This is a genomic window from Rossellomorea aquimaris (assembly GCF_008180865.1).
Taxonomy (GTDB): Bacteria; Bacillota; Bacilli; order Bacillales; family Bacillaceae_B; genus Rossellomorea; species Rossellomorea yichunensis.
This window is the reverse complement of the sequence record NZ_VTEX01000001.1, coordinates 946774-966970: the sequence shown is the minus strand read 5'-3', so window position 1 is coordinate 966970 and position 20197 is coordinate 946774. Positions and strand designations below refer to the sequence as shown.

At 40.4% G+C, this 20197-nt stretch carries 23 protein-coding genes; 2 read left to right on the top strand and 21 right to left on the bottom strand.

Annotated elements, in window-relative coordinates; translation table 11 throughout:
- Positions 1 to 28: 28 nt before the first annotated feature.
- From copZ to FZC88_RS04755, 3 genes are all read right to left on the bottom strand, one after another.
- Entirely contained in the window at positions 29 to 235 is a 207-nt protein-coding gene (copZ, locus tag FZC88_RS04765; protein WP_148993844.1) for a copper chaperone CopZ, read from the bottom strand.
- A gap of 14 nt (positions 236 to 249) precedes the next feature.
- On the bottom strand, positions 250 to 561 hold the full coding sequence (locus FZC88_RS04760) for a metal-sensitive transcriptional regulator (protein WP_148994288.1): 312 nt from the start codon (positions 559 to 561) through the stop codon (positions 250 to 252).
- 361 nt (positions 562 to 922) lie between these two features.
- Entirely contained in the window at positions 923 to 1480 is a 558-nt protein-coding gene (locus FZC88_RS04755; protein ID WP_148993843.1) for a helix-turn-helix domain-containing protein, read from the bottom strand.
- Between the two features lie 340 nt (positions 1481 to 1820).
- On the opposite strand from FZC88_RS04755, the gene FZC88_RS04750 reads away from it, so the two are divergent.
- Positions 1821 to 2642 (top strand): STAS domain-containing protein, encoded by an 822-nt coding sequence (locus tag FZC88_RS04750; protein WP_148993842.1) that lies wholly within the window; start codon positions 1821 to 1823, stop codon positions 2640 to 2642.
- 106 nt (positions 2643 to 2748) lie between these two features.
- Here FZC88_RS04750 and FZC88_RS04745 read toward each other — a convergent pair whose 3' ends face one another.
- The 16 genes from FZC88_RS04745 to FZC88_RS04670 all read right to left on the bottom strand — a co-directional run bounded on the left by FZC88_RS04745 (position 2749) and on the right by FZC88_RS04670 (position 17486).
- Positions 2749 to 3540 (bottom strand): serine hydrolase, encoded by a 792-nt coding sequence (locus tag FZC88_RS04745; RefSeq protein ID WP_148993841.1) that lies wholly within the window; start codon positions 3538 to 3540, stop codon positions 2749 to 2751.
- Positions 3541 to 3554: 14 nt separating this feature from the next.
- The gene (locus FZC88_RS04740) at positions 3555 to 4559 is read right to left on the bottom strand and encodes an ABC transporter ATP-binding protein (protein WP_148993840.1); all 1005 of its coding nucleotides are present in this window, start codon (positions 4557 to 4559) and stop codon (positions 3555 to 3557) included.
- Positions 4556 to 5479 carry a C40 family peptidase gene (locus FZC88_RS04735; protein WP_187443501.1) on the bottom strand — a complete coding sequence of 308 codons (924 nt, stop codon included), beginning with the start codon at positions 5477 to 5479 and terminating at the stop codon, positions 4556 to 4558. Before FZC88_RS04735 ends, FZC88_RS04740 begins: the two co-directional genes overlap by 4 nt.
- A gap of 22 nt (positions 5480 to 5501) precedes the next feature.
- Entirely contained in the window at positions 5502 to 6581 is a 1080-nt protein-coding gene (locus FZC88_RS04730; protein ID WP_148993838.1) for a dipeptide epimerase, read from the bottom strand.
- Entirely contained in the window at positions 6578 to 7516 is a 939-nt protein-coding gene (locus tag FZC88_RS04725; protein ID WP_148993837.1) for a S66 peptidase family protein, read from the bottom strand. Before FZC88_RS04725 ends, FZC88_RS04730 begins: the two co-directional genes overlap by 4 nt.
- An 87-nt stretch (positions 7517 to 7603) precedes the next feature.
- Complete coding sequence (locus tag FZC88_RS04720) at positions 7604 to 9229, bottom strand: peptide ABC transporter substrate-binding protein (protein WP_148993836.1); 1626 nt, start codon at positions 9227 to 9229, stop codon at positions 7604 to 7606.
- A 42-nt stretch (positions 9230 to 9271) separates the two neighbouring features.
- A complete protein-coding gene (locus FZC88_RS04715; RefSeq protein ID WP_148993835.1) occupies positions 9272 to 10285 on the bottom strand; it encodes an ABC transporter ATP-binding protein in 1014 nt (337 codons plus the stop codon).
- Between the two features lie 5 nt (positions 10286 to 10290).
- A complete protein-coding gene (locus FZC88_RS04710; protein ID WP_148993834.1) occupies positions 10291 to 11244 on the bottom strand; it encodes an ABC transporter permease in 954 nt (317 codons plus the stop codon).
- On the bottom strand, positions 11244 to 12176 hold the full coding sequence (locus FZC88_RS04705; RefSeq protein WP_148969066.1) for an ABC transporter permease: 933 nt from the start codon (positions 12174 to 12176) through the stop codon (positions 11244 to 11246). The genes FZC88_RS04710 and FZC88_RS04705 overlap by 1 nt, the downstream gene beginning before the upstream one ends.
- A gap of 14 nt (positions 12177 to 12190) precedes the next feature.
- On the bottom strand, positions 12191 to 13015 hold the full coding sequence (locus FZC88_RS04700) for a M55 family metallopeptidase (RefSeq protein WP_148993833.1): 825 nt from the start codon (positions 13013 to 13015) through the stop codon (positions 12191 to 12193).
- A 430-nt stretch (positions 13016 to 13445) separates the two neighbouring features.
- Positions 13446 to 13625, bottom strand: a complete 180-nt coding sequence (locus FZC88_RS04695; RefSeq protein WP_044337098.1) for a hypothetical protein — start codon at positions 13623 to 13625, stop codon at positions 13446 to 13448.
- Between the two features lie 555 nt (positions 13626 to 14180).
- Complete coding sequence (locus FZC88_RS04690; RefSeq protein WP_148993832.1) at positions 14181 to 14705, bottom strand: histidine phosphatase family protein; 525 nt, start codon at positions 14703 to 14705, stop codon at positions 14181 to 14183.
- 48 nt (positions 14706 to 14753) lie between these two features.
- The gene (locus tag FZC88_RS04685; protein ID WP_187443500.1) at positions 14754 to 15062 is read right to left on the bottom strand and encodes a hypothetical protein; all 309 of its coding nucleotides are present in this window, start codon (positions 15060 to 15062) and stop codon (positions 14754 to 14756) included.
- A gap of 40 nt (positions 15063 to 15102) precedes the next feature.
- Positions 15103 to 15297, bottom strand: a complete 195-nt coding sequence (locus FZC88_RS04680) for a hypothetical protein (RefSeq protein WP_148993830.1) — start codon at positions 15295 to 15297, stop codon at positions 15103 to 15105.
- Between the two features lie 106 nt (positions 15298 to 15403).
- The gene (locus tag FZC88_RS04675; RefSeq protein ID WP_148993829.1) at positions 15404 to 16582 is read right to left on the bottom strand and encodes a TraB/GumN family protein; all 1179 of its coding nucleotides are present in this window, start codon (positions 16580 to 16582) and stop codon (positions 15404 to 15406) included.
- Positions 16583 to 16904: 322 nt separating this feature from the next.
- The gene (locus FZC88_RS04670) at positions 16905 to 17486 is read right to left on the bottom strand and encodes a vWA domain-containing protein (RefSeq protein ID WP_148993828.1); all 582 of its coding nucleotides are present in this window, start codon (positions 17484 to 17486) and stop codon (positions 16905 to 16907) included.
- Between the two features lie 95 nt (positions 17487 to 17581).
- Here FZC88_RS04670 and FZC88_RS04665 point away from each other — a divergent pair, with 95 nt between their 5' ends.
- Positions 17582 to 18061 carry a hypothetical protein gene (locus FZC88_RS04665; protein WP_148993827.1) on the top strand — a complete coding sequence of 160 codons (480 nt, stop codon included), beginning with the start codon at positions 17582 to 17584 and terminating at the stop codon, positions 18059 to 18061.
- Between the two features lie 36 nt (positions 18062 to 18097).
- Here FZC88_RS04665 and FZC88_RS04660 read toward each other — a convergent pair whose 3' ends face one another.
- Together FZC88_RS04660 and FZC88_RS04655 are read right to left on the bottom strand one after the other, a co-directional pair.
- Positions 18098 to 18787 (bottom strand): hypothetical protein, encoded by a 690-nt coding sequence (locus FZC88_RS04660; RefSeq protein WP_148969073.1) that lies wholly within the window; start codon positions 18785 to 18787, stop codon positions 18098 to 18100.
- Positions 18788 to 18967: 180 nt separating this feature from the next.
- Positions 18968 to 20041, bottom strand: a complete 1074-nt coding sequence (locus FZC88_RS04655) for an NAD(P)H-dependent flavin oxidoreductase (protein ID WP_148993826.1) — start codon at positions 20039 to 20041, stop codon at positions 18968 to 18970.
- Positions 20042 to 20197: the final 156 nt, after the last annotated feature.

Genomic DNA, 20197 nt, shown 5'->3' with positions numbered 1-20197 from the left:
AAAACCGTGCTGAGAAAGCACAGTATTCTTACACTACATCATATCCCTGATCATCGATTGTTTCTTTAATGTCATCAAGCTTTACTTGTGAATCATCGAATTCAACCTCTACTTTCTTTTCTTCCAAACTTACTTGCACCGATTTCACACCGTCTAATTTAGCAACACTTCCTTCAATTGCTTTAACGCAATGTCCGCAAGACATACCTTCCACTGTTAACGATTCTTTTTGCATCTGTAACCTCTCCTTTATTTTTTCATAAGTTTTTGGATTGTAACCATAAATTCATCTAATACTTCTGTGTCACCTTCTTGAATTCGATCGAGAACACATGTTTTCATATGGCCTTCTAATAGAATTTTGGCTACGCTGTTAAGGGCAGATTGAGTGGCGGAAATTTGCGTAATAACGTCATCACAATACGTATCGCGCTCAATCAAGCCTTTAATTCCTCTTATTTGACCTTCAATACGATTTAATCGCGTCACAAGGTTTTTCTTAACATTATCAGAGTGATGGCTTTTCCGAACTCCTTCGTCTGAGCATGCAGAATGATCCATTACACGCTCTTCTTCTTGAATCACGGATGGGTTAATTTCAGGATCTTTTTCATTCTTTTCAGCGGTCATCTTCCCACCTCCATACTCAAAATATACTATACCCCAATATGGTATGTAAAGGAATTTGATTTGATACTTAATTATTGATTTATTCTAGGTGCAAGACCCAATTGGAATCCTTCAAAACACTGACAATTCTTTTACATCATGACGTATATATGCTCATACAAATATATAATTTCACGATGTTGAATGCGGAAAAAAGTTGGAGAATTCCAGTCTGAAGAGAGAGTGCCAAGAATCTTCACCAAATAAAAAAGCGAGTCTCCTCACTGGAATCTACGCCTTTAGTATCTTTACATTATTTATGTTTGTTAATCCCATCTTGTGGGTTGTAAGTATTTATTTCAGTAGAAGCTGTGGCGACCCCAATAATGGTGCCCTCTTCGTTTAATAAGGGGTGGGCATACACCTGATAGGATACTGTTCCTGTAGTTAACGGAATCGAGATTACTCTACTGAAGGGAGACTTCTTGTCCAGAACCTCCTGTTTCAACCTCATTAATGACCGGTTTCCTTCATTATCATTTAGCTCAACGTCTGTTTTTCCTATATGATCATCTGGAATTAAATCAGGAGTATTGAAGATCCATGTATAGCGTAATTGAGTATCACAATGAGCGAGCACGACTGGTGCATTCTTTAAGGCAATCGAGAATGGATTTTCCTCAAGATTAAAGCTGGATGCGTGAAAATCCAACACTTCTCCCAGCTTGACGGTGACCTCACTGCTCGGTTTACGGATCCCGTTCTCGATTTGAGCATAGTAGGACCTTTCAATAAAAGCTTTGGAAGCCACTTCCTGTTGGGTCATCTTCTTCCTTTTTCTTAACTTAATAAGCCAAGTTCTTTTATTCAATCCTCAATACCCCTTTCTGAACCTTAATGGCAGAAAAGCAATGGTTAAACTTTATTAGAGGGTGGCTAAACAGAAACATTCCCAAATGGTTATTTTCGATATAATAGAATGGTAGGAAAGTAATTATATATCCTACGCTTTTATCTTCATCATGGTGTGAATCTTCTTTATGTAAAGTGACCTCTTCATGAGACATCTATACGTCCTCATTTAGTATCATTGCTTATGTACTCCTTATAAAAAAGCATAACATAATACCCAGCGTTTCCTCTATCCTTTTTCCAAATATATTTACATAATCGTGAAACTCAAAGTTTTGATCATAGTAGGAGGTTATCAAATGTCCATGAAGGCCATTCATGATGAAAACAAATATCTTGAATTCATTAACAACATAGTGGATGCAAAGACGAAATTGATTCAAGGAAGAACAAACGGAGACGCTCCTTACCCAAATATTGTAAATGTATCGCTGCGGAAATGGAGAGAGGAAATGATTGAGCTATTAGCCCAGTCTCTGCGAACTCCTAATAGCAATACTATCTCGAGATGGGCATGTTCTTCAGTTACTCTCTTTAGGCAGTTAGATTTATCCCTCGAGGTAGCGATAGAAGATCTTCGCTATTTTCGGGATGAGATTGGTAACATGATTAAAACAGATTCCATCAAGATCGAGCTGTCAATTGATACATTTTATGAACTTCTTTCTCTTTTTCATTCTGGTGTGGATCGAGCCATATACCGCCTTACGATGGCCCACTCCCACCCCCACTCTGAAACAATTAGTTCCGAGCTTTCGATCCCTATTGTGAAAGTGACTGATACGATCGCCATTTTGCCGCTTATAGGGGATATCAACTCAGCACGTGCAAAGGATTTAATGGAAAGGTCTTTATCACAAGGATCGGCATTGGGCCTGAGTTATCTAATTATTGATCTATCAGGGGTAACGGTTGTTGACACGATGGTTGCAGATCAACTATTCAAGGTGGTAGCTGCACTCAAATTAGCAGGAATTCAAGTCGTCTTAACAGGGATTAGACCTGAAATTGCTCAAACAATGGTCAACCTCGGCATCGTAATTAAACATATTCCCACTTTCGCCAGCCTTCACACCGCTCTTATACAATTGCAAAAGCAAAAAAGCATCCTTAGGAATTAGGATGCTTTTCTTATGTATAAAAATTTTTTCTAGTAAGAACGAAAATGACTTACATAAATAGACAACAAAAAATATCTAAAGAATCTATAGGGACACTTCTGTTATTTTACAGATTAGGCTTAGTTAAATAATCATGTAAAAGCTTTCCGATTTCGGCAATTGTGTCTCGCGCAGATTCGTTTTCATCAAGTTCGTCGATTAATACAACTATGTAGGCAGTTTTTTCTTCAGATCGAACAATTGCACAAGCATGTTCAACCCCAGGTAACTCCCCTGTTTTGTTGGCTATATAGATTTTTTCTTTATCCATCCTTGCAGGAAGCTTAGTATTAAATTGCTGTTGATGCAACATATATAGCATTTTATCCCGGCTTTGCTGATTAAATAGCGTCCCTTGGTCTAAACTGCGTAAACAGGTGATGATATCAGAAGCAGAGGTGAAATTGTCATACCCTTGTTTCATTGCTTGAAAATCCATCATTTTCCGAATAAGCTTAGTGTGTTTTAATGCTAGAGAGTTACAAAGGTTATTTATCGCTTCTGTACCTAAACGGTCGATAATGAGATTCGTCGCGGTGTTATCCGACACAATGATCATGAGTGTGAGAAGGTCTTCTACCGTCAACGAAATTCTTTCGGATAGTGTTGACAACACTCCTGCCCCTCCCACTCTATACTCATTAGGGACCATTACCGTTTCATCTAAATCGATTTTCCCATGCTCTGACTGCCGATAGCCTTCAAGTAAGATCGGAACCTTGATTAAACTTGCAGCAGAATAAGGAGTGTCACTATTGATTTGGATGGAGTGTGAAGGCAGGTCAATGGCAACACTGATCCTGCCTTTACATTTATCAATAGCGTCCAAAATTTTTTCCTCTAATAATTTCTCATTCATCCATTTTTCATCCTTTACTTTGTGACCGCTACTTCGTCATGATCCTTGGTGATTTCATTGTCGTACAAGTGACAAGCAACAAAGTGCTTTTCTTCTACTTCCTTCCATTTTGGTTTATGGCTGGCGCACGCTTCCATGGCTACAGGACAACGTGTTCTGAATACACAGCCACTTGGTGGATTGATTGGACTGGGGATTTCCCCTTGAATGATCATTCGTTCACGCTCATCCTCTACATCGGGATCAGGGATGGGAATAGCTGATAGTAATGCTTGGGTATAAGGGTGAAGAGGCTTTTTGTAAAGCTCCTTACTTTCGGTTAATTCAACCATATGTCCCAGATACATCACTCCGATTCGGTTGCTGATATGCTTTACCATGGAAAGATCATGAGCAATGAATAAAAAGGTCAACCCCTTTTCTTTTTGAAGCTTTTTCAATAGGTTTACGATTTGAGCTTGAACGGAAACATCAAGAGCAGAAATAGGTTCATCTGCGATGATGAAATCTGGATTAAGGGCGAGAGCTCGTGCTATGCCAATTCGCTGACGCTGTCCGCCACTGAATTCATGAGGATAGCGATTAGCATGATCCCTATTCAGTCCGACATCTTCCAGCAACTGATAAATACGTTCCATCTGTTCCTTTTTATCCCGGTATAAATTGTGGGCCTCCATCGGTTCTGCAATGATTTCACGTACCGTTGAACGTGGGTTAAGAGAAGCGTACGGATCCTGGAAAATCATCTGCATGTTTCGATAAAAGGATAGCTTTTCTTTTTCAGAGAGTGTATGAACGTTCTTCCCGTCATACAGGACTTCCCCTTCTGTCCTGTCATACAATCCGATAATGGTACGGCCTGTAGTCGACTTCCCACAACCCGATTCCCCTACTAATCCGAATGTCTCACCTTTATAAATATCAAATGAAATACGATCCACTGCCTTTAAGGTTTTACCTTTTTCAAGCTGAAAGTATTTTTTCAATTCCTTTACTTCGAGTAGTTTGTGATTCGTCATGATGATTCCTCCGTTTCCTCCCAGTAGCGTCTTGCAATACATAACTCTTTCTCGTAGTAGGTACCTTTCAGTGAGAGAATTTCAATGGTTTTCCCAGTATTGGGAGAGTGGATCATTTGTCCGTCACCATGATAGATTCCAACGTGATGAATGCTCCCCTTCCCTTCTTCATAAGCAAAAAATAAAAGATCACCAGGCTCTAATTGATTCAGTGCTACTTCTTTTCCTGCTTTTGCCTGGTCATTTGCATCACGAGGAATCAGATAACCATTTGCCTTGCACATGGTATAGCTGAAGCCTGAGCAATCAAACCCATAGCTCGTCATCCCTCCCCATAAATAAGGAAGAGCAAGAAAGGCTTCTCCTGATGTGACGATGTCATGGCCGCTACCCTTTTGGTCGTTAACCTTCGTGGTTGAGATGATTACATCTTTCTGTTTTAAGAAGCGTGTACCTAACGGAGTCATAACTTCGATAACATGATCGTGCTCTTTCACAACGGGTAAAGTCGTTTGGAAACTGAGTTCCAATTCCACCTCATCATCCTCATTGATTAAATCCGCAAATTTGCTTGTGATTATGGCATATGTATCCGTTTGAGGGAACTCCCTGTGTGAAAGTTGAACGCTAGGGACCCAACCAGGGTATCCTTGATTGTCTTTGGATGTGGCTTGGTCTGGAATGATCACATGAGACCAACCGTCCTCCTCTTCCATCACCAATACTTCCTGTCCGAATAAAGCTTGAGATTGTATACGGTTTTCATCGCAAAGAGCCAACCGGGATTCATGCGTCAAGGATTCTAACCATTCGTTGATTTGCACGGGATTGGAAACGGCAGATGAATCCAAATCACGGGCTGAATCCTTGGATGTCCATACAGTTGATACGGGTACTGCTATTAGCGCTTTTGTCGTCATATTAATTCCCCCTCGTATTCATTTAAACTAGTACTCTCTCTATCCCTAATCCAGATTGGGTGGGCAGCGTGATCATTCGACCGTTATATTCTATGCCTCCCACTACAATATCTTTTGCCAACATAAGAGGCGCGTCGAAATCAAATCGTGTCACGTTTTTCTTGCTTGCTGCAAAATGAGCGGCTGCCGTAATCCCGAGGCGCGTTTCAATCATGCTCCCTACCATACATTCGACACCACAAACCTCCGCAAGATCGTTAATTTTCTGAGCGTAATAAATGCCCCCGGCTTTCATGAGTTTGATATTGATCAGGTCTGCACTGCGGGTTTTTAACACTTCAAATGCTTGATATGGTGTAAAAACACTCTCATCTGCCATAATCAGTGTATCCACTCCATCAGTGACTCTCTTAAGCCCTTCAATGTCATGAGCAGGTACAGGCTGTTCGACTAACTCAATGTTAAGATCAAGGTCTTCCATTTTACGAATCGCTTTGATTGCCGCTTTCGATTCCCAGCCTTGATTGGCATCGAGTCGAATTTTGATATCAAACCCGATTCGTTGGCGGATTTCATGAATTCTTTTTATATCCGTCTCGATATCATCTTTTCCCACTTTGACCTTCAGTACGTTAAAGCCTTGCTTCACATAGGCTTCTGCATCTTCACCCATTTCCTTTGGACTATTAACGCTCACAGTATAATCGGTCTCCAGCCCATGACGGTACCCGCCGAGAAATTGATAGAGTGGAAGATTGCAGTGCTGAGAAAGGCAATCATATAAGGCCATATCTACAGCTGCCTTTGCGCTTGAATTACGAACAAGTAATGAATGTAATTGTTGAAAAAGCTGCTCATAATTTAAGAGACTCTTACCTATAATGGCCGGCTTGATCACTTGTTGGATGGCCCATTCAATGCTGGATAAGCTGTCCCCTGTAATGACAACTGTTGGCGGTGCTTCTCCCCATCCAACAGTCCCGTCATCACACGTTAATTTCACAACGATGGCTTCTGCCACTTCAACGGTGCGCAATGCAGTTTTAAAAGGGGTATGCAGGGGGACAGCTGTTCTGGATGTTTCCAGTTTATGGATATTCACTTATTCTCATCCTCTCTTATGCCGGATTCTACACTAAATGTTTGGTTATACGTATTCATTCGTCCCATGCTTCCTAATGGTATGGCGACACTAGGGGAAGAGTGACCGATATGAAAGCCTTTTAAAACAGGTATACCTGCATCTGAAATATGTTCTTTGAGCACCTCATCAAGAGTCAGAGATTGTTCGTGTTTTTCTGGCACACAGTTTTTGAAATCCCCGATGATGACGCCGGATGCGTCATGGAATTTTCCCGCCATTTTCAGCTGATTCATCATTCGGTCCACTTTATAAGGTTTTTCATCGATATCCTCGATAAATAGGATTTTACCTTTTGTATCCAATTCAAAAGGAGTCCCTAATGTGCTAACCAATAAGGTAAGATTTCCACCTATTACAGGTCCGCTTGCTATACCTTCTACAACTGTTTCCAACGGGGATAGCTTGTTTGTATACTCGATGTCTTTCGCATGAAACAACTGTTCAAAAGACTTCCTAGTTAAGCTATGTACACCCGAAAGACCAATATCAGAACTTAACATGGGCCCATGAAATGTCACGATTCCAGTTTGTTGATGAATAGCTGTATGTAAAAAAGTGATATCACTATATCCCCAAAAGATCTTCGGGTTTTTCCCTATCAAGTTGTAATCCAATCGGGATGCGATCCGTCCTGTGCCGAAACCACCGCAAGCACAAATGATGGCTTTAATGTCACTGTCTTTGAACATCATATGTATATCTTCTATCCGCTCTTGATCATAACCTGCCAGGTACCCATATTTCTTATGGACAGATTTACCCAGTTTTATGTCCAAACCTAATTCTTCAAGAAATGATAAGGCATTTTTTAATGGTTCAGGTTTCGGAGGGCTTGCAGGAGCAATGACTCCTATTGTATCTCCTACTTTGAGTTTTGAAGCTTTTATCACCATACATGACCCCTTTCGTAGAAAAAGAGGGAGCAAACGCAAGGCTTCAAGTAGCCTTGCGTCTTCTCCACTCACTATTAGTTCAAGCACTTATTTCTTGTCTGCCCATTTTAATTCCATGTATCCAACTGGATGACGAACGATACCGGATACATCTTCATTTTGTAAATACACGTGGTTGTAGAAGTGGATTGGAATGATCGGCATTTCATCCATTAGGATTTTCTCTGCTTCATACATTAATTCGAAGCGCTTCGCTTCATCTGCTTCATTCATGGCTTCTTTTATTAGGCTGTCAAACTTTTCATTACTCCAACCTGTTCGGTTCATAGAGTGGCCAGTTTGGAAGTTCTCCAGGAAGTTGATCGGGTCTGCGTAATCTGCCAGGAATGAGCTTCGTGATAATTGGAACTTCAATGCTTTTTGCTCATCCTGGAATACGTTCCATTCCATATTGGCTAATTTAACGTCAACCTCCAAATTTTCCTTGAACATTTGTTGAAGGGCTTCAGCGATTTTCTGATGTGTATCACTAGTGCTGTACGTTAAGGTTACTTCAGGAAGCTTATCGTATCCTTCTTCTTCCATTCCTTTTTTCAGAAGGGCTTTCGCTTCTTCGATATCTGTTTTCACTAAATCTCCATTTGCTTCCCGGAAGTCTTTTCCAGAAGGATCTTTGAACCCTTTTGATACGAACCCGTAAGCTGCTTTTTCCTTATTCTTTGTTACAAAGTCGACCATTTGCTGTTGATCTACCGCCATGGCAAATGCTTTACGTATGTTTTGATTTTGGAAAGGTTCTTTTTCTAAATTGAAACGGTAGAAGTAGGTTCCTGCTTGATCTTCTACATTCACTTTCCCTTCTTCGAATAACTGTTTACTTAAATCTGCTGGTACGTCTGCTGTATCCAGCTCACCCGTTTTGAATAATTGATAATCCGTGTTTGTATCGTTCACCATTGCCCAGTGAACTTTATCCAATTTCACTGAATCTTTATCCCAATACTGATTGTTCTTCTCCATAACAAAGTGGCTGTCATGCTCCCATTCAGTTAATTTAAAAGGCCCATTTGCAACGAATGTATCAGCTTCTGCAAACCACTCAGGGTTTTCGGTAGCAACCTTCTCATTGATCGGGAAGAACGCTGGATTCGCAATGACGCTTAAGAAATACGCTTGTGGACTTGATAGAGTGACCTCAAACGTTTTCTCGTCCTTCGCTGCTACCTTCACTTCATCTGCTGACCCTGTACCTGTATTGAAGGCTTCACCACCTTCAATGAAATAACCTAAGAAGGCAGCCGGTGATCCCGTTTCCGGATTCAACAGACGTTTCCAAGCAAAAACGAAGTCTCCAGCTGTTACATCATCTCCATTAGACCATTTGGCATTGTCACGAATGTGGAATGTGTATACTTTTCCGTCTTCAGACACGTCCCATTTTTCTGCCATTGCCGCTTCGGGTTCATGATTAGCGTTTAAGCGAGTCATCCCTTCCATTAAATTGTTTAGTGCTGTCCAGGAATAGGAGTCGAATCCAATGGGAGGATCAAAAGACGTCGGTTCTGCACCATTATTCAAGTGAAGAACCTTTCCAGTATTTTCTTTCTTGCTGTCTTCACTGCTTGACTCACTGCCTGCATCCTTCGTAGCTGTACAAGCTGCCAATACAAACAAGAGCATTCCTACTAAAAAAAGTGATAATAGCTTCTTCATGTTCTTCCCCCTCTTATTCTTTTTATCTATCAAACAATTAACCTAACGGATGGTTAAGCTAATCGATGAAAGCATCGCTTTTTTGGCACGTTTATCCTGAAGCCAGCAGTCAACGTGGTGATCATCTGATAGCTGTGTTTTCGATGGATATACACGGTCGCACACTTCCATCGCCTTTTCACACCTGGGAACGAAAGGACATCCAACAGGTGGTGAAAATAAATCAGGCGGTGAACCGGGTATTGGAATCAGATCTTCCCCATCAAGATCAAGTCTAGGTACTGATTTTAGTAACCCTTGTGTATACGGATGTTGAGGATGATAGAAGATCTCTCTTCTGGTTCCTTCCTCTACAATTTTACCGGCATACATGACAGCAATACGATCAGCAACTTGAGCTACTACTCCTAAATCATGGGTAATCAAAATAATCGAGACACCAGTTTTCTGCTGGATTTCTTTGAATAATTCCAAAATCTGCGCCTGAATGGTTACATCGAGAGCTGTTGTTGGTTCATCGGCGATTATAACGTCTGGTTCGCAAACGAGTGACATGGCACTAACAATCCGCTGCCTCATTCCCCCGCTAAATTGGTGGGGGTATTGCTTTAATCGTTCTTCAGGGTTTGGAATACTGACAAGTGTCAGCATCTCAATCGCTTTTTGTCTGGCCAGTTTCTTGGAAACGTCGTTATGCTGCAGAATTCCTTCTATGATTTGCTCCCCTATTGTCAGGGTAGGATTTAGAGCCGTCATGGGATCCTGGAAAATCATCGAAATATCGGCCCCTCGAATCTTACGCATTTGCGGTTCGGTTACATCTAAAAGGTCTTTTCCTTTAAATAGTATCCTGCCGTTCGTCACTTTCCCGGGAGGACTCGGAATTAATCTCATAATGCTTTGAGATGTTACACTCTTTCCGCATCCAGATTCTCCGACAATGGCAAGCGTTTCCCCTTTATGTAAATCAAAGCTCACTCCCCGAACCGCTTTGACTTCTCCCCCATAGGTCGAGAAATGTACATGTAAATCTTGGACAGATAATACTTGATTCATGATGATTACCTCCTTAGTTTCGGATCAAGTGCATCTTGTAATCCGTCACCTAAAACGTTGAATGAGAACATTGTAAGAGAAATAAATAAAGCCGGGAAGAATAATCGCCACCAATAGCCTGATAGAATCGTAGATAAGCCGTCATTAGCCATGACTCCCCAACTAGCATACGGAGCTTGAATTCCCAATCCAAGGAAGCTTAAGAATGCTTCTGCAAAAATAGCGCTTGGTACGGTCAGTGTCATCTGAACGATAATCGGTCCCATCGTATTAGGCAGGAGGTTCTTCCGTATGATACGGGCTGTTTTCGTACCAAACGTTTTAGAAGCAAGAATGAACTCATAGTTTTTAATTTGGAGCACTTGTCCCCTTACAATTCGGGCCATCCCGATCCAGCCCGTCACGGTTAAGGCAACGATAATAGTGAGTAGGCCCGGCCCCATCACGACCATTAATAAAATCACAACTAGTAGGTAAGGTAAGCCGTATAGAATTTCAACAATACGCATCATAACGTTATCGGTCTTGCCACCCTTATAACCTGCTATGCCTCCATATATTATCCCGATTACAAAATCAATGAGTGCGGCCATAAAACCTACAAACAACGATATCCGTGCCCCATACCACGTACGGGTAAATACATCTCGACCCATATCGTCGGTACCAAACCAGTGATCACCGGAAGGCGGCAGGTTTTGGTTCGAAAGTGTTTGCTTCGTTACGTCATGGGGAGAAATAATGGGGCCAATGACTGCCATCACAATTAATCCGATTAAAAAAACAAAGCCAAGCATTGCCAGCTTATTTTTCACAAGACGCTTCCACGCATCCTGCCAATAGGAAAGACTCGGTCGGACCACCGCTTCAGCATCATCTTTATTCCTCTTCTTGGGTGTAAACCACTCATCCAGTACGTCTGGAGTCACATTTGGTTCTTGGTGTTTTGGAACTCCCATTATTTCGCCTCCTTCTTATGTAACTTTATCCGGGGATCAAGGTAACCATAAGCTAAATCTACTAAAAACAGCATAAGTATGAGAAATGCACTGTAAAATACAGTCGTACCCATAATGACAGGATAATCACGCTGATTGATGCTCTCCACGAAATACTTTCCCATTCCAGGAATCGCAAAGATTTGTTCAATGACGAATGTACCTGTTAATATTCCTGCTGCTAGAGTACCCAGTACAGTTACAACCGGAAGTAAGGCATTTCGCAGGGCATGCTTAAACACAATCTTGATTGGTGACAATCCTTTGGCACGGGCTGTTCGAATATAATCCTGGGTTAATACTTCCAACATACTAGAACGAGTCAGTCGGGCAATGATGGCCATTGGCCCTGTTGCTAATGCCAAGGTCGGAAGAACCATGTGACGCCAGCTCGTCCATGTGGCTACAGGGAAAATCCCCCTGTTTACAGCCAATTCCTGAATAAGTAATGTCGCCATCACAAAGTTTGGAATCGAAATCCCGAGTACGGCGAAGGTCATTGCCATGTAATCTATGATCCCATTATGTCTGAGAGCAGCCAATACACCTAAAATTATGCCAGACAATACGGCAATTACGAGAGTAATCATTCCTAATTCAAAGGAGATTGGAAATCCCCTTCCTAATAAATCATTTACGGTTTGTGATGGTTGTGTAATTGATGGACCAAAGTCTAATGAAATAAGTGACTTTAAATAGAGAAAATATTGAATCATCAACGGCTCATTCAAATGATAATGAGCTTCTAAATTTTGCTGTACGATCTCACTTGTATTACGCTCTTCATTAAATGGTGACCCTGGTATGGCATGCATTAAGAAAAATGTTAATGTCACAATCAGCCATAACGTTATCACCATGGCGAGAAGTCTTTTCAACAAATATGTACCCATTGATCTCACACTTCCTAACAGAATGTTGTTCGCATCGCCAGTTCAGTCATTACAAGCATGGCTCTATAGGCTTCCAGGATATCTTTCGCCTCAAATCGTACAGTCGTTGTGCCTGCTTCTAGCACTGTCCCTGGCATGAGGCTTGCCCACTCCGCTTGTCCGTAATTCGCAAATTCGATTCGCAATGTCGGATGGTCAGGTGGAGTGAGAGGTTTTACGTTTTCTTTGTTATGTATCGCTTCTTCGGTTTTCTCCTTTAATAATTGAGCTGATTTCTGAGGTGTCAGGCTTTTTGCCACAGAACGGGAAATCGTTTCTTTCACGACGGCTGTCGTAACATTGGGTATCAATGCTTCTGCCTCAAGTGCTGCCTGGTCATCTCCGGCAACCATCAACACTGGAACCCCGTAAAATCCTGCAACATACGCATTAAAGCCCAGCTCTCCCAAGGCAACATCATTGATATACATGTTGCGAACGCCGAAGATCATCGAATGGGACATCACACCCTTCGTCGATGCCCTTGCGTGATAACCCACAAAAAAAGCCCCATCAAACCTCTCATCCAGCCCTTGAATCATGGAATATGGTTTCACTCCACCGGATATCAACTTTGTTTCTGGATGCAGCTTTTCAATTAATAAATTGTTCATCTGTGAATGACTATCATTTACCAGTACTTCGGCGCAACCTGACTCAAAGGCAGCAGATATTACCGTATTCGCTTCCTCCGTCATGATGATTCTCCCACGCTCATAATTATGCTTGCCCGAATCTACCTGTGTATGATCAACTAAGCCTGTAATTCCCTCCATATCCACCGACATATATACATTCATATAGTGCCCCCCTTTCCTAGGAAATATTTATTAAATTTTCTTAATATTATAAATATTAATTCGCCTAATTACAACAATTTTTTGAATAAAAAGGAATTTATTCCTATTTTCATAAAATAAGGATAATAGAACTATGTTTCGTTTCACCAAAAAGAATTTTTCCTCTTTTTAGTCAATAATTAGATAATTGGAATCATTAAATCTAATAAAATCTAAAAATGCGATGGATTTCATAATCGAAATCACACCGCACTCTTTTGTTTATATAGATGATATTTCCCTGGGTTTGAGCGTTTGATGAAGGACAAATGACCCAGTTTCATTTTTATGATATATTTCCAACAGCAATTCGTCTTTATGATAATGAACCTTTCATATGAAAAGACCTGGAGAAATCTCCTCTCCAGGTCTTACACTCGGTTAATGTATATTAGCTGATTTTGTTCAAAAGTTTCTCTGAGTGCTGAGAGCCCATCTCTGCCACTAAATCGAGTAATTCTGCTTTCGTTGTCTCATCTAGGCCTTTATAAATAAGGAAAGCTTGTGTTGCATCAGAAGTAATCAACTTTCGGTATAACTTGGATATCCTTTTACTCCTGTGGGTGTCCATTAGATCCTCCTCTATAAATCCTTTCTGTTATTATAATAAATATAGGCTTGTTTTTTCAATATATTCTTAAAAAATTAATTATGTAACAAAAATGAATCAACTACATTACAGGTTTACTAATGGTCAACCTTGGAGGAGAAAATAATTTTCTTAGACCTTTACACGTAGGTGATTATCTAATAGATAAATCAGGTGCTAATTTTCCAAACTCAAGTGCTTCGAGAATGATTTCCTCAGAGAAACCTGTATACTGAGAGAGCATTTGGATCGTAATTTTCTGAGATTTGCGAGAAGCTTGATTTTTTGCCATATGTGTTTGATACAAAACAATGGAATATTTGTCATGTATATTTAGCAACGATTGTCACAGCTCCTATTATTCTCTCCTCACAAGGTTGCGGATAAAAGGCTACTTACTATTTACCCAATGATCTTATTTGAAAACACATAGTGATCATTAATAATTAGTGAATTTTCCAGATCACTACAAAGTAATCCCCCAACCAGGAACAAATTTTCTTCAATCATCTTATCCCCCTTCAGTATGTCTATCGTTCAGAAGGAAAATAATCTGAAATCGCCATTATTAGAGGAGTGCTTCAAGATATTTTCATCCCTTGCCCCTTCTGTGAAATATGAGCCCATTGCCCCTGTTGTACAACGGTGACCTGAAATCAGGATGTTCTTCTCATTATTTCCATACTCTTTTTTTAATTCAGTCATAAATGAAAAAATTCTCTCCATGAAACAAGCTGTTTCTTCAAGTCCTTTATAAATTCTGGCATCAGGGAGAATCCCATCCATTTCCACTTCGCTTTTCATTAGCCCATCCGCTTCACCTAAATCATAAACATCCAATCTTGGATCTATGAGGGCTTTCTTTCCAGCGGCAATTTCAGCCGTCTGAATCGCCCTTTCTTGTGGAGATGAAAAGACATAATCAAAAGGAATCTGTGACAGTTTGTACTTTAAGTATTCAGCTTGTCTGAAACCTTCTTTATTTAAGGGAAGGCCGTTTCTTCCTTGTAATCTGCCCTCTTTGTTCATGTCTGTTTGACCGTGTCTGATGACGCATATCATATAGACAGTCCTTTCTATCACTCTATCTTATATAAGTATATAACCAAATCACAATTGTTTTTTCATAGTCATTTTCTTTTTCAAAGAAATAAAGGTAACAAAACATAACATGATATACATGAAACCGATAATTAATCCTAATGCTATCGAATAACTCATTACTCTATAGAGTGTCAGCACCCCCATGACAATCAAGAGAATAAGGAATAATAATCCGTTTTTCTTATTTTTAAGCAGAATTGATGAAAATATGGCTAATGCTAGTGTAGTGGAGACTAAATGTCCCATTATTAAAAGGACTCCCCACAATACATCGTTGTTAATAGATATCAAGTTTACTAGTGATTCTGGATACATCATATTGCCTCCTGAACTCAATCATTCCTTACTGTTTGTATTATTTAGTCTCCCTCCTTCTCTGTTTCTCAATATGAAAAACAAGATAAGCCACTCCACTTAATCCCATAATCCCGAATACACCAGCGATAACTCCCTGAACAGAGTGAGTAAAGAGTGTAAATCCCATAACAAAACTAGAGCCAACAAGTAGGAGAAGTAACCAGTGGGCATATCTGCTTAAAAAGTGGTTCATAGTAAAGATCCCTCCAAACAAATCATTATTCTATACATTTTAACATAATATCCCAAAAAAATTTTGTAAAAAAATAAGCCACCCGCAAAGGATAGCTTATTTCACTTCACTTTATATTTTCAAGAAACAACCGGACTACATCTGCCCCACCAATTACAGTGCCAAGTGTACTTCCTAAGTTAGCAAGCACGACAATGAGGAGGATTCGCGTTACTTTGTTTCGCCAGAATCCTTTTACACTCAGAACGTCTTCAGATAGTGAATCAAAGTCACCGACATTCGGTCTGCGGAAATATGCCTGAACGAATCCTGCAAACCATCCTGCTGCCAGTAGTGGATTCAACGAGGTAAATGGTGCTGCAATGAATGCTGTCAATATCGCTAATGGATGACCTAACCCGATGGCTACGCCAAGTGCAGAGAAACCTCCGTTCCATAATATCCAACTGATCCCTTGCTGTATACCTGCATCCGGATTGGAAATAAAGGTATAGGCAATCACGGCAAGAATCATGACGGGAATGGCCCAGCCGATAATCTTTGGCCATTTTGATTTAGCAGGACGTTCGTTCAGCTTGTCCAGATTATGTTCATTATAGATTTCTTTCGTTATACCGGGTACATGAGCAGCGCCTAACACTGCTACAATTTTCTCTCCCGGGGCATCTTTGATTTTCTGGGCAAGGTATTTATCCCGTTCATCGATTAATGGTGTTTTCAATTTAGGAAACACTTGGGTGAATTCATTTAGCATTGAATCCAGCATATCTTGAGATTTGATCTTCTCTAGTTCTTCTTCTGTAATCGTATCGGTACTGAAAATGCTATAAATGATTTGTGTCATGAGTTTCGCTTTGCCACTGAATCCGACACTGTTCCAAATACGGGAAAACGTAATTTGGATATTCCGGTCAGCCAAGACGAGTTCAGCACCAATTTCTTTAGCCGATTCAATTCCTTGTATCATTTCCTGCCCTGGTTTGATACCGAATTGCTTGGCCATACGCCGTTGGAATGATCCAATGGCAAGATTCATAAGAAGTAAGGTTGCTTTTTTGTCTTTAATTACTTGAAAGATGTCGGTATCTTTCCATTTATCACCCTCGACGATTGATTGATACCTTGGTTCATCCAGCTCGACACAAACCGTGTCAGGCTGTTCGGCTTCGACCACTTCTTTTACCTGCTCCGCACTCTGACGCGACACGTGAGCAGTTCCGATGAGAATGTATTCTTTCCCATCCATATGTATTCTGGTAATATTCTTTTCGTTTTCTGTCGACATAGTGTACCTTCCTTTAACTCCGTTGACTTCCAATTGGATTAAATTGAATCTACCTTATAATGATAAACTAGTTTTGGCAAAATTTAAATAAATTCTGTTTAGAATCGAGAAAGATATTGATTGTTGGGGTTATTTTCATATGTTTTGTTTGGGTTAACTTTGGAATTTTGGTGTGTTGATTGCTATTAGTCCGATTGAACCTCGTATTTCAATTTTATCGGCGAAGTTTTAAATATAACGGCGAATTCATTATTCATTAAGCGTTTCTATAATGAAAAATCCCATCTAATAGATAGATGAGATCCAATACTCAATATTAACATCAGCGTCTCTTCTGAAATACAATCTCACTCACTATATCATACATCTTTTCAACACCTTTAGAAGAAGCTTCAAATTGATAGGAGCTCTCTATGTCAATCCCGATATTCAGAGCTTCTTCAGCAGCATCGATATTCGCACCTAGAAAAACGAACTCCCAATTGTATCGCTCTTTTTGATGATTGATAAGGTCCTTCACCTTACTTGCGGAAAACTCAACGCTGGCATTTTCCATACCATCGGTTGTGATAACGAAAATGACTTTACCTGGTCGCTCCTCTTCCTCAAGACCAGATAAGCTGTGACCAACTTTGAGGATCGTTTTTCCGACAGCATCCATTAGAGCAGTGCAACCGCGTACATAATATTCCTCTTGTGTGAGCCTTACTTTATCAGCCTCCATCCCACTCCATAATTGCTCGACCTTATCATCAAAAAGAACGGTAGTAACGAGTGTTTGACCCGGTAATTGACTCTGCTTTTCAATAAAAGAATTAAAACCTCCAATCGTTTCATGTTCAAGTCCACCCATTGATCCGCTTCTGTCTAACAGGAATATAATTTCGGTTAAGTCATTATTCATTTTTTTCCATCCTCTCTCCATGGTTTCTGATATAATCATAACCACGAATAGAAAGAAATGGGTCGCCTCGTAAGCGACAATTTGGAGGTGAACGTATGCTTAATGATAAGATTTTGCAGGAACTTCATGATTTCGTGGAAACAAATAGAGAAATACGGATATATGATATACATAAAGAAGAACCCTTCTTAGACGAAAAGATTTACTCCAGTGAGCTTGAAGAATTTATTGAACAGCATCAATCAGCGTCTTTTTCAGAGAGGTTGTTTCAGCATATCGATGCCACGGGCCAGACAGATGATTTCATTTACAAAAAAGCGGGGATCGACCGAAAGCACTTTTCAAAAATCAGATCGATTCCTGAATACAAGCCGAGTAAAAGGACAGTAGTAGCACTATGTCTTTCTCTTGAACTGTCGGAGCAAGAAACCGAAGATTTGTTGAGTGCCGCCGGTTTCTCCCTATCAGGAAACGACCGATTCGATCTCGTGATTCAGTTTTGTTTTGAGAAGAAAATCTATGACATCGATGACGTGAATCAGGCACTGTATTCACTTAAGTTAAAACCACTATAAAAAAAGTAGAGTGCTGGAAACGGCACTCTACTTCTACTAATATTTCTTTTCAATTTTTTCTTGTAACGTTTCGATTTTTTCTGGAAGAACGAATAAGTATTCAATGAGGCCTTCTAATAATTCCATCAATAAGCCTGCTGTTTCATCGTCAATTTCCCTTTCCAATTCAAGCATTTCATAGAAGGGAGAGTTTGGATGGACAAGGTGGCTCAGCGCCTGGATTGGCTTAGTAAGGTCGACATTTTTGGGTAACTGATCGAATTGTTCCGATAAGGATTGCCCGTTTACTTTGTCCCCATTAAAATTCTTCAGAACACTTTCGAGGACACGCTTAGACATTACGGCTGTGGCAGAGTTATCCTTCGACTGGCTGACATTTAGAGCGGATCGAAATGATCGGACGAGGTCCTGAGGGATCCGTTTATTTCCTTGAATCTGATCCAACGGTCCGTTCGTTGCCAGGGGATCATAAATATAAAGGCCAGCTTCCTCTCTACGATTGACCAAATCATCATTCAGCATAATAACGAATAGGGCTGGTTTCTTACATTCTGAACAATTTGCCTCTGCAAACAGTCCTGTCTTGTTCACTTGATAAAAATTGGCCTTCAAAACAAATTCACTTGCCTTGGAACAACTTGGACATTGACTTTTGACCTTCTTAGGAACTTTTTGATAACCATACTGAATATGAGACAGTACAGATCCAGGTAATATTTCTCTCATTTGTACCTCCTAAAAACGCAACATAACGAATGGATTTTAACTATTTAGAAAATTAACGATAAATAAAAAAACGCTTTCCTTATATCAAAATTATACCTTTGCTAGAAATGATTACAAGGTTTAATATTTGGAAAATAGGATTTGTGAGATTGGGACTATGAAATGTATAGAGTGACTTATTTATTCATTCAACCTCCCTAGCGTTTCTTCCACTTGAGTTACTATGGATTCGAGCAGATCTTTAGCAGATATGTCCCTGCTGAGCCTTGGACTTTGTCCAGACCACAAGGACATGAATTCTGGGTTTCCCTGAATGCCCGCTTCTTTTCTCAGTTTTTTCGTTAGCGCATTTTGTATGGGATAAGGAGGTAATTGTCTCTCGAATTCCTGCATTTCCCTGGTAAATCTGTTGACAATCCCTCGAGCAGGTTTCCCGCTAAAGGCAGCTGTGATGACCGTATGAGTTTCTGCTGATTCTAAAACAGCCCTTTTATGGGAAGTCCCAGCCCCACTCTCATTACATGTAAGAAAAGCAGTTCCCATTTGGACCCCTTTTGCCCCTAATGCAAGTGCTGCAATAACCCCTCTTCCATCCATAATCCCTCCTGAAGCGATCACAGGTATGCTTGCGGCATCCACCACTTGTGGAACGAGAGAAAAGGTTCCGATCATTGAGTGTTTAAATGAACCTAGGAACGTGCCCCGATGCCCACCGGCTTCACTTCCTTGGGCGACAACGATGTCTACACCGCGCTCTTCATTGACAACTGCCTCTTCAACAGTCGTCGCAGTGCCGATCACGATAGTTCCTTCCTTTTTTAACTCTTTCACAAGCTCTTTAGATGGTGCGCCGAACGTAAAGCTGCAAACTGGTATCTTTTCATTGAAGATGATTTCTAGCTGCTTTTCAAAATCGGTTTGCAGCTCTGAAAACGGACGGTCGTCCGTTAGGTGTAATTCTTTTTTATAAGGCTCCAATAATCTTTGGGTGTTGGTTATTTGTTCTTCCTTTACTATTGGAGTTTCTGGTATGAAGAGGTTCACCCCAAAAGGCTGATTCGTTTGATTTCTTATTTCTTTGATTGCTCGTTTCATATCATCAGCTGACATATATCCTGCTCCCAGGGATCCCAAACCTCCCGAGTTTGAAACCGTTGATACAAGATTTGCAGTAGTGACTCCACCAGCCATTCCTGCTTGGATGATGGGATAAGGTGTGCCGAGTAAATTAGAAACGTTGTTTTGATTCCACATGGTTTCCCCTCCTCTTTATTGAATTACATAAAATTGAAGTATAAATAGATTATGACAAATTTATCTTTCATCTACAATTGATTTCACTCTTACTTCTATAGAAAGTGAAGGGGGGAAAATGTAAGATTTCAATTGAGATTGATTGTATTAGCATGA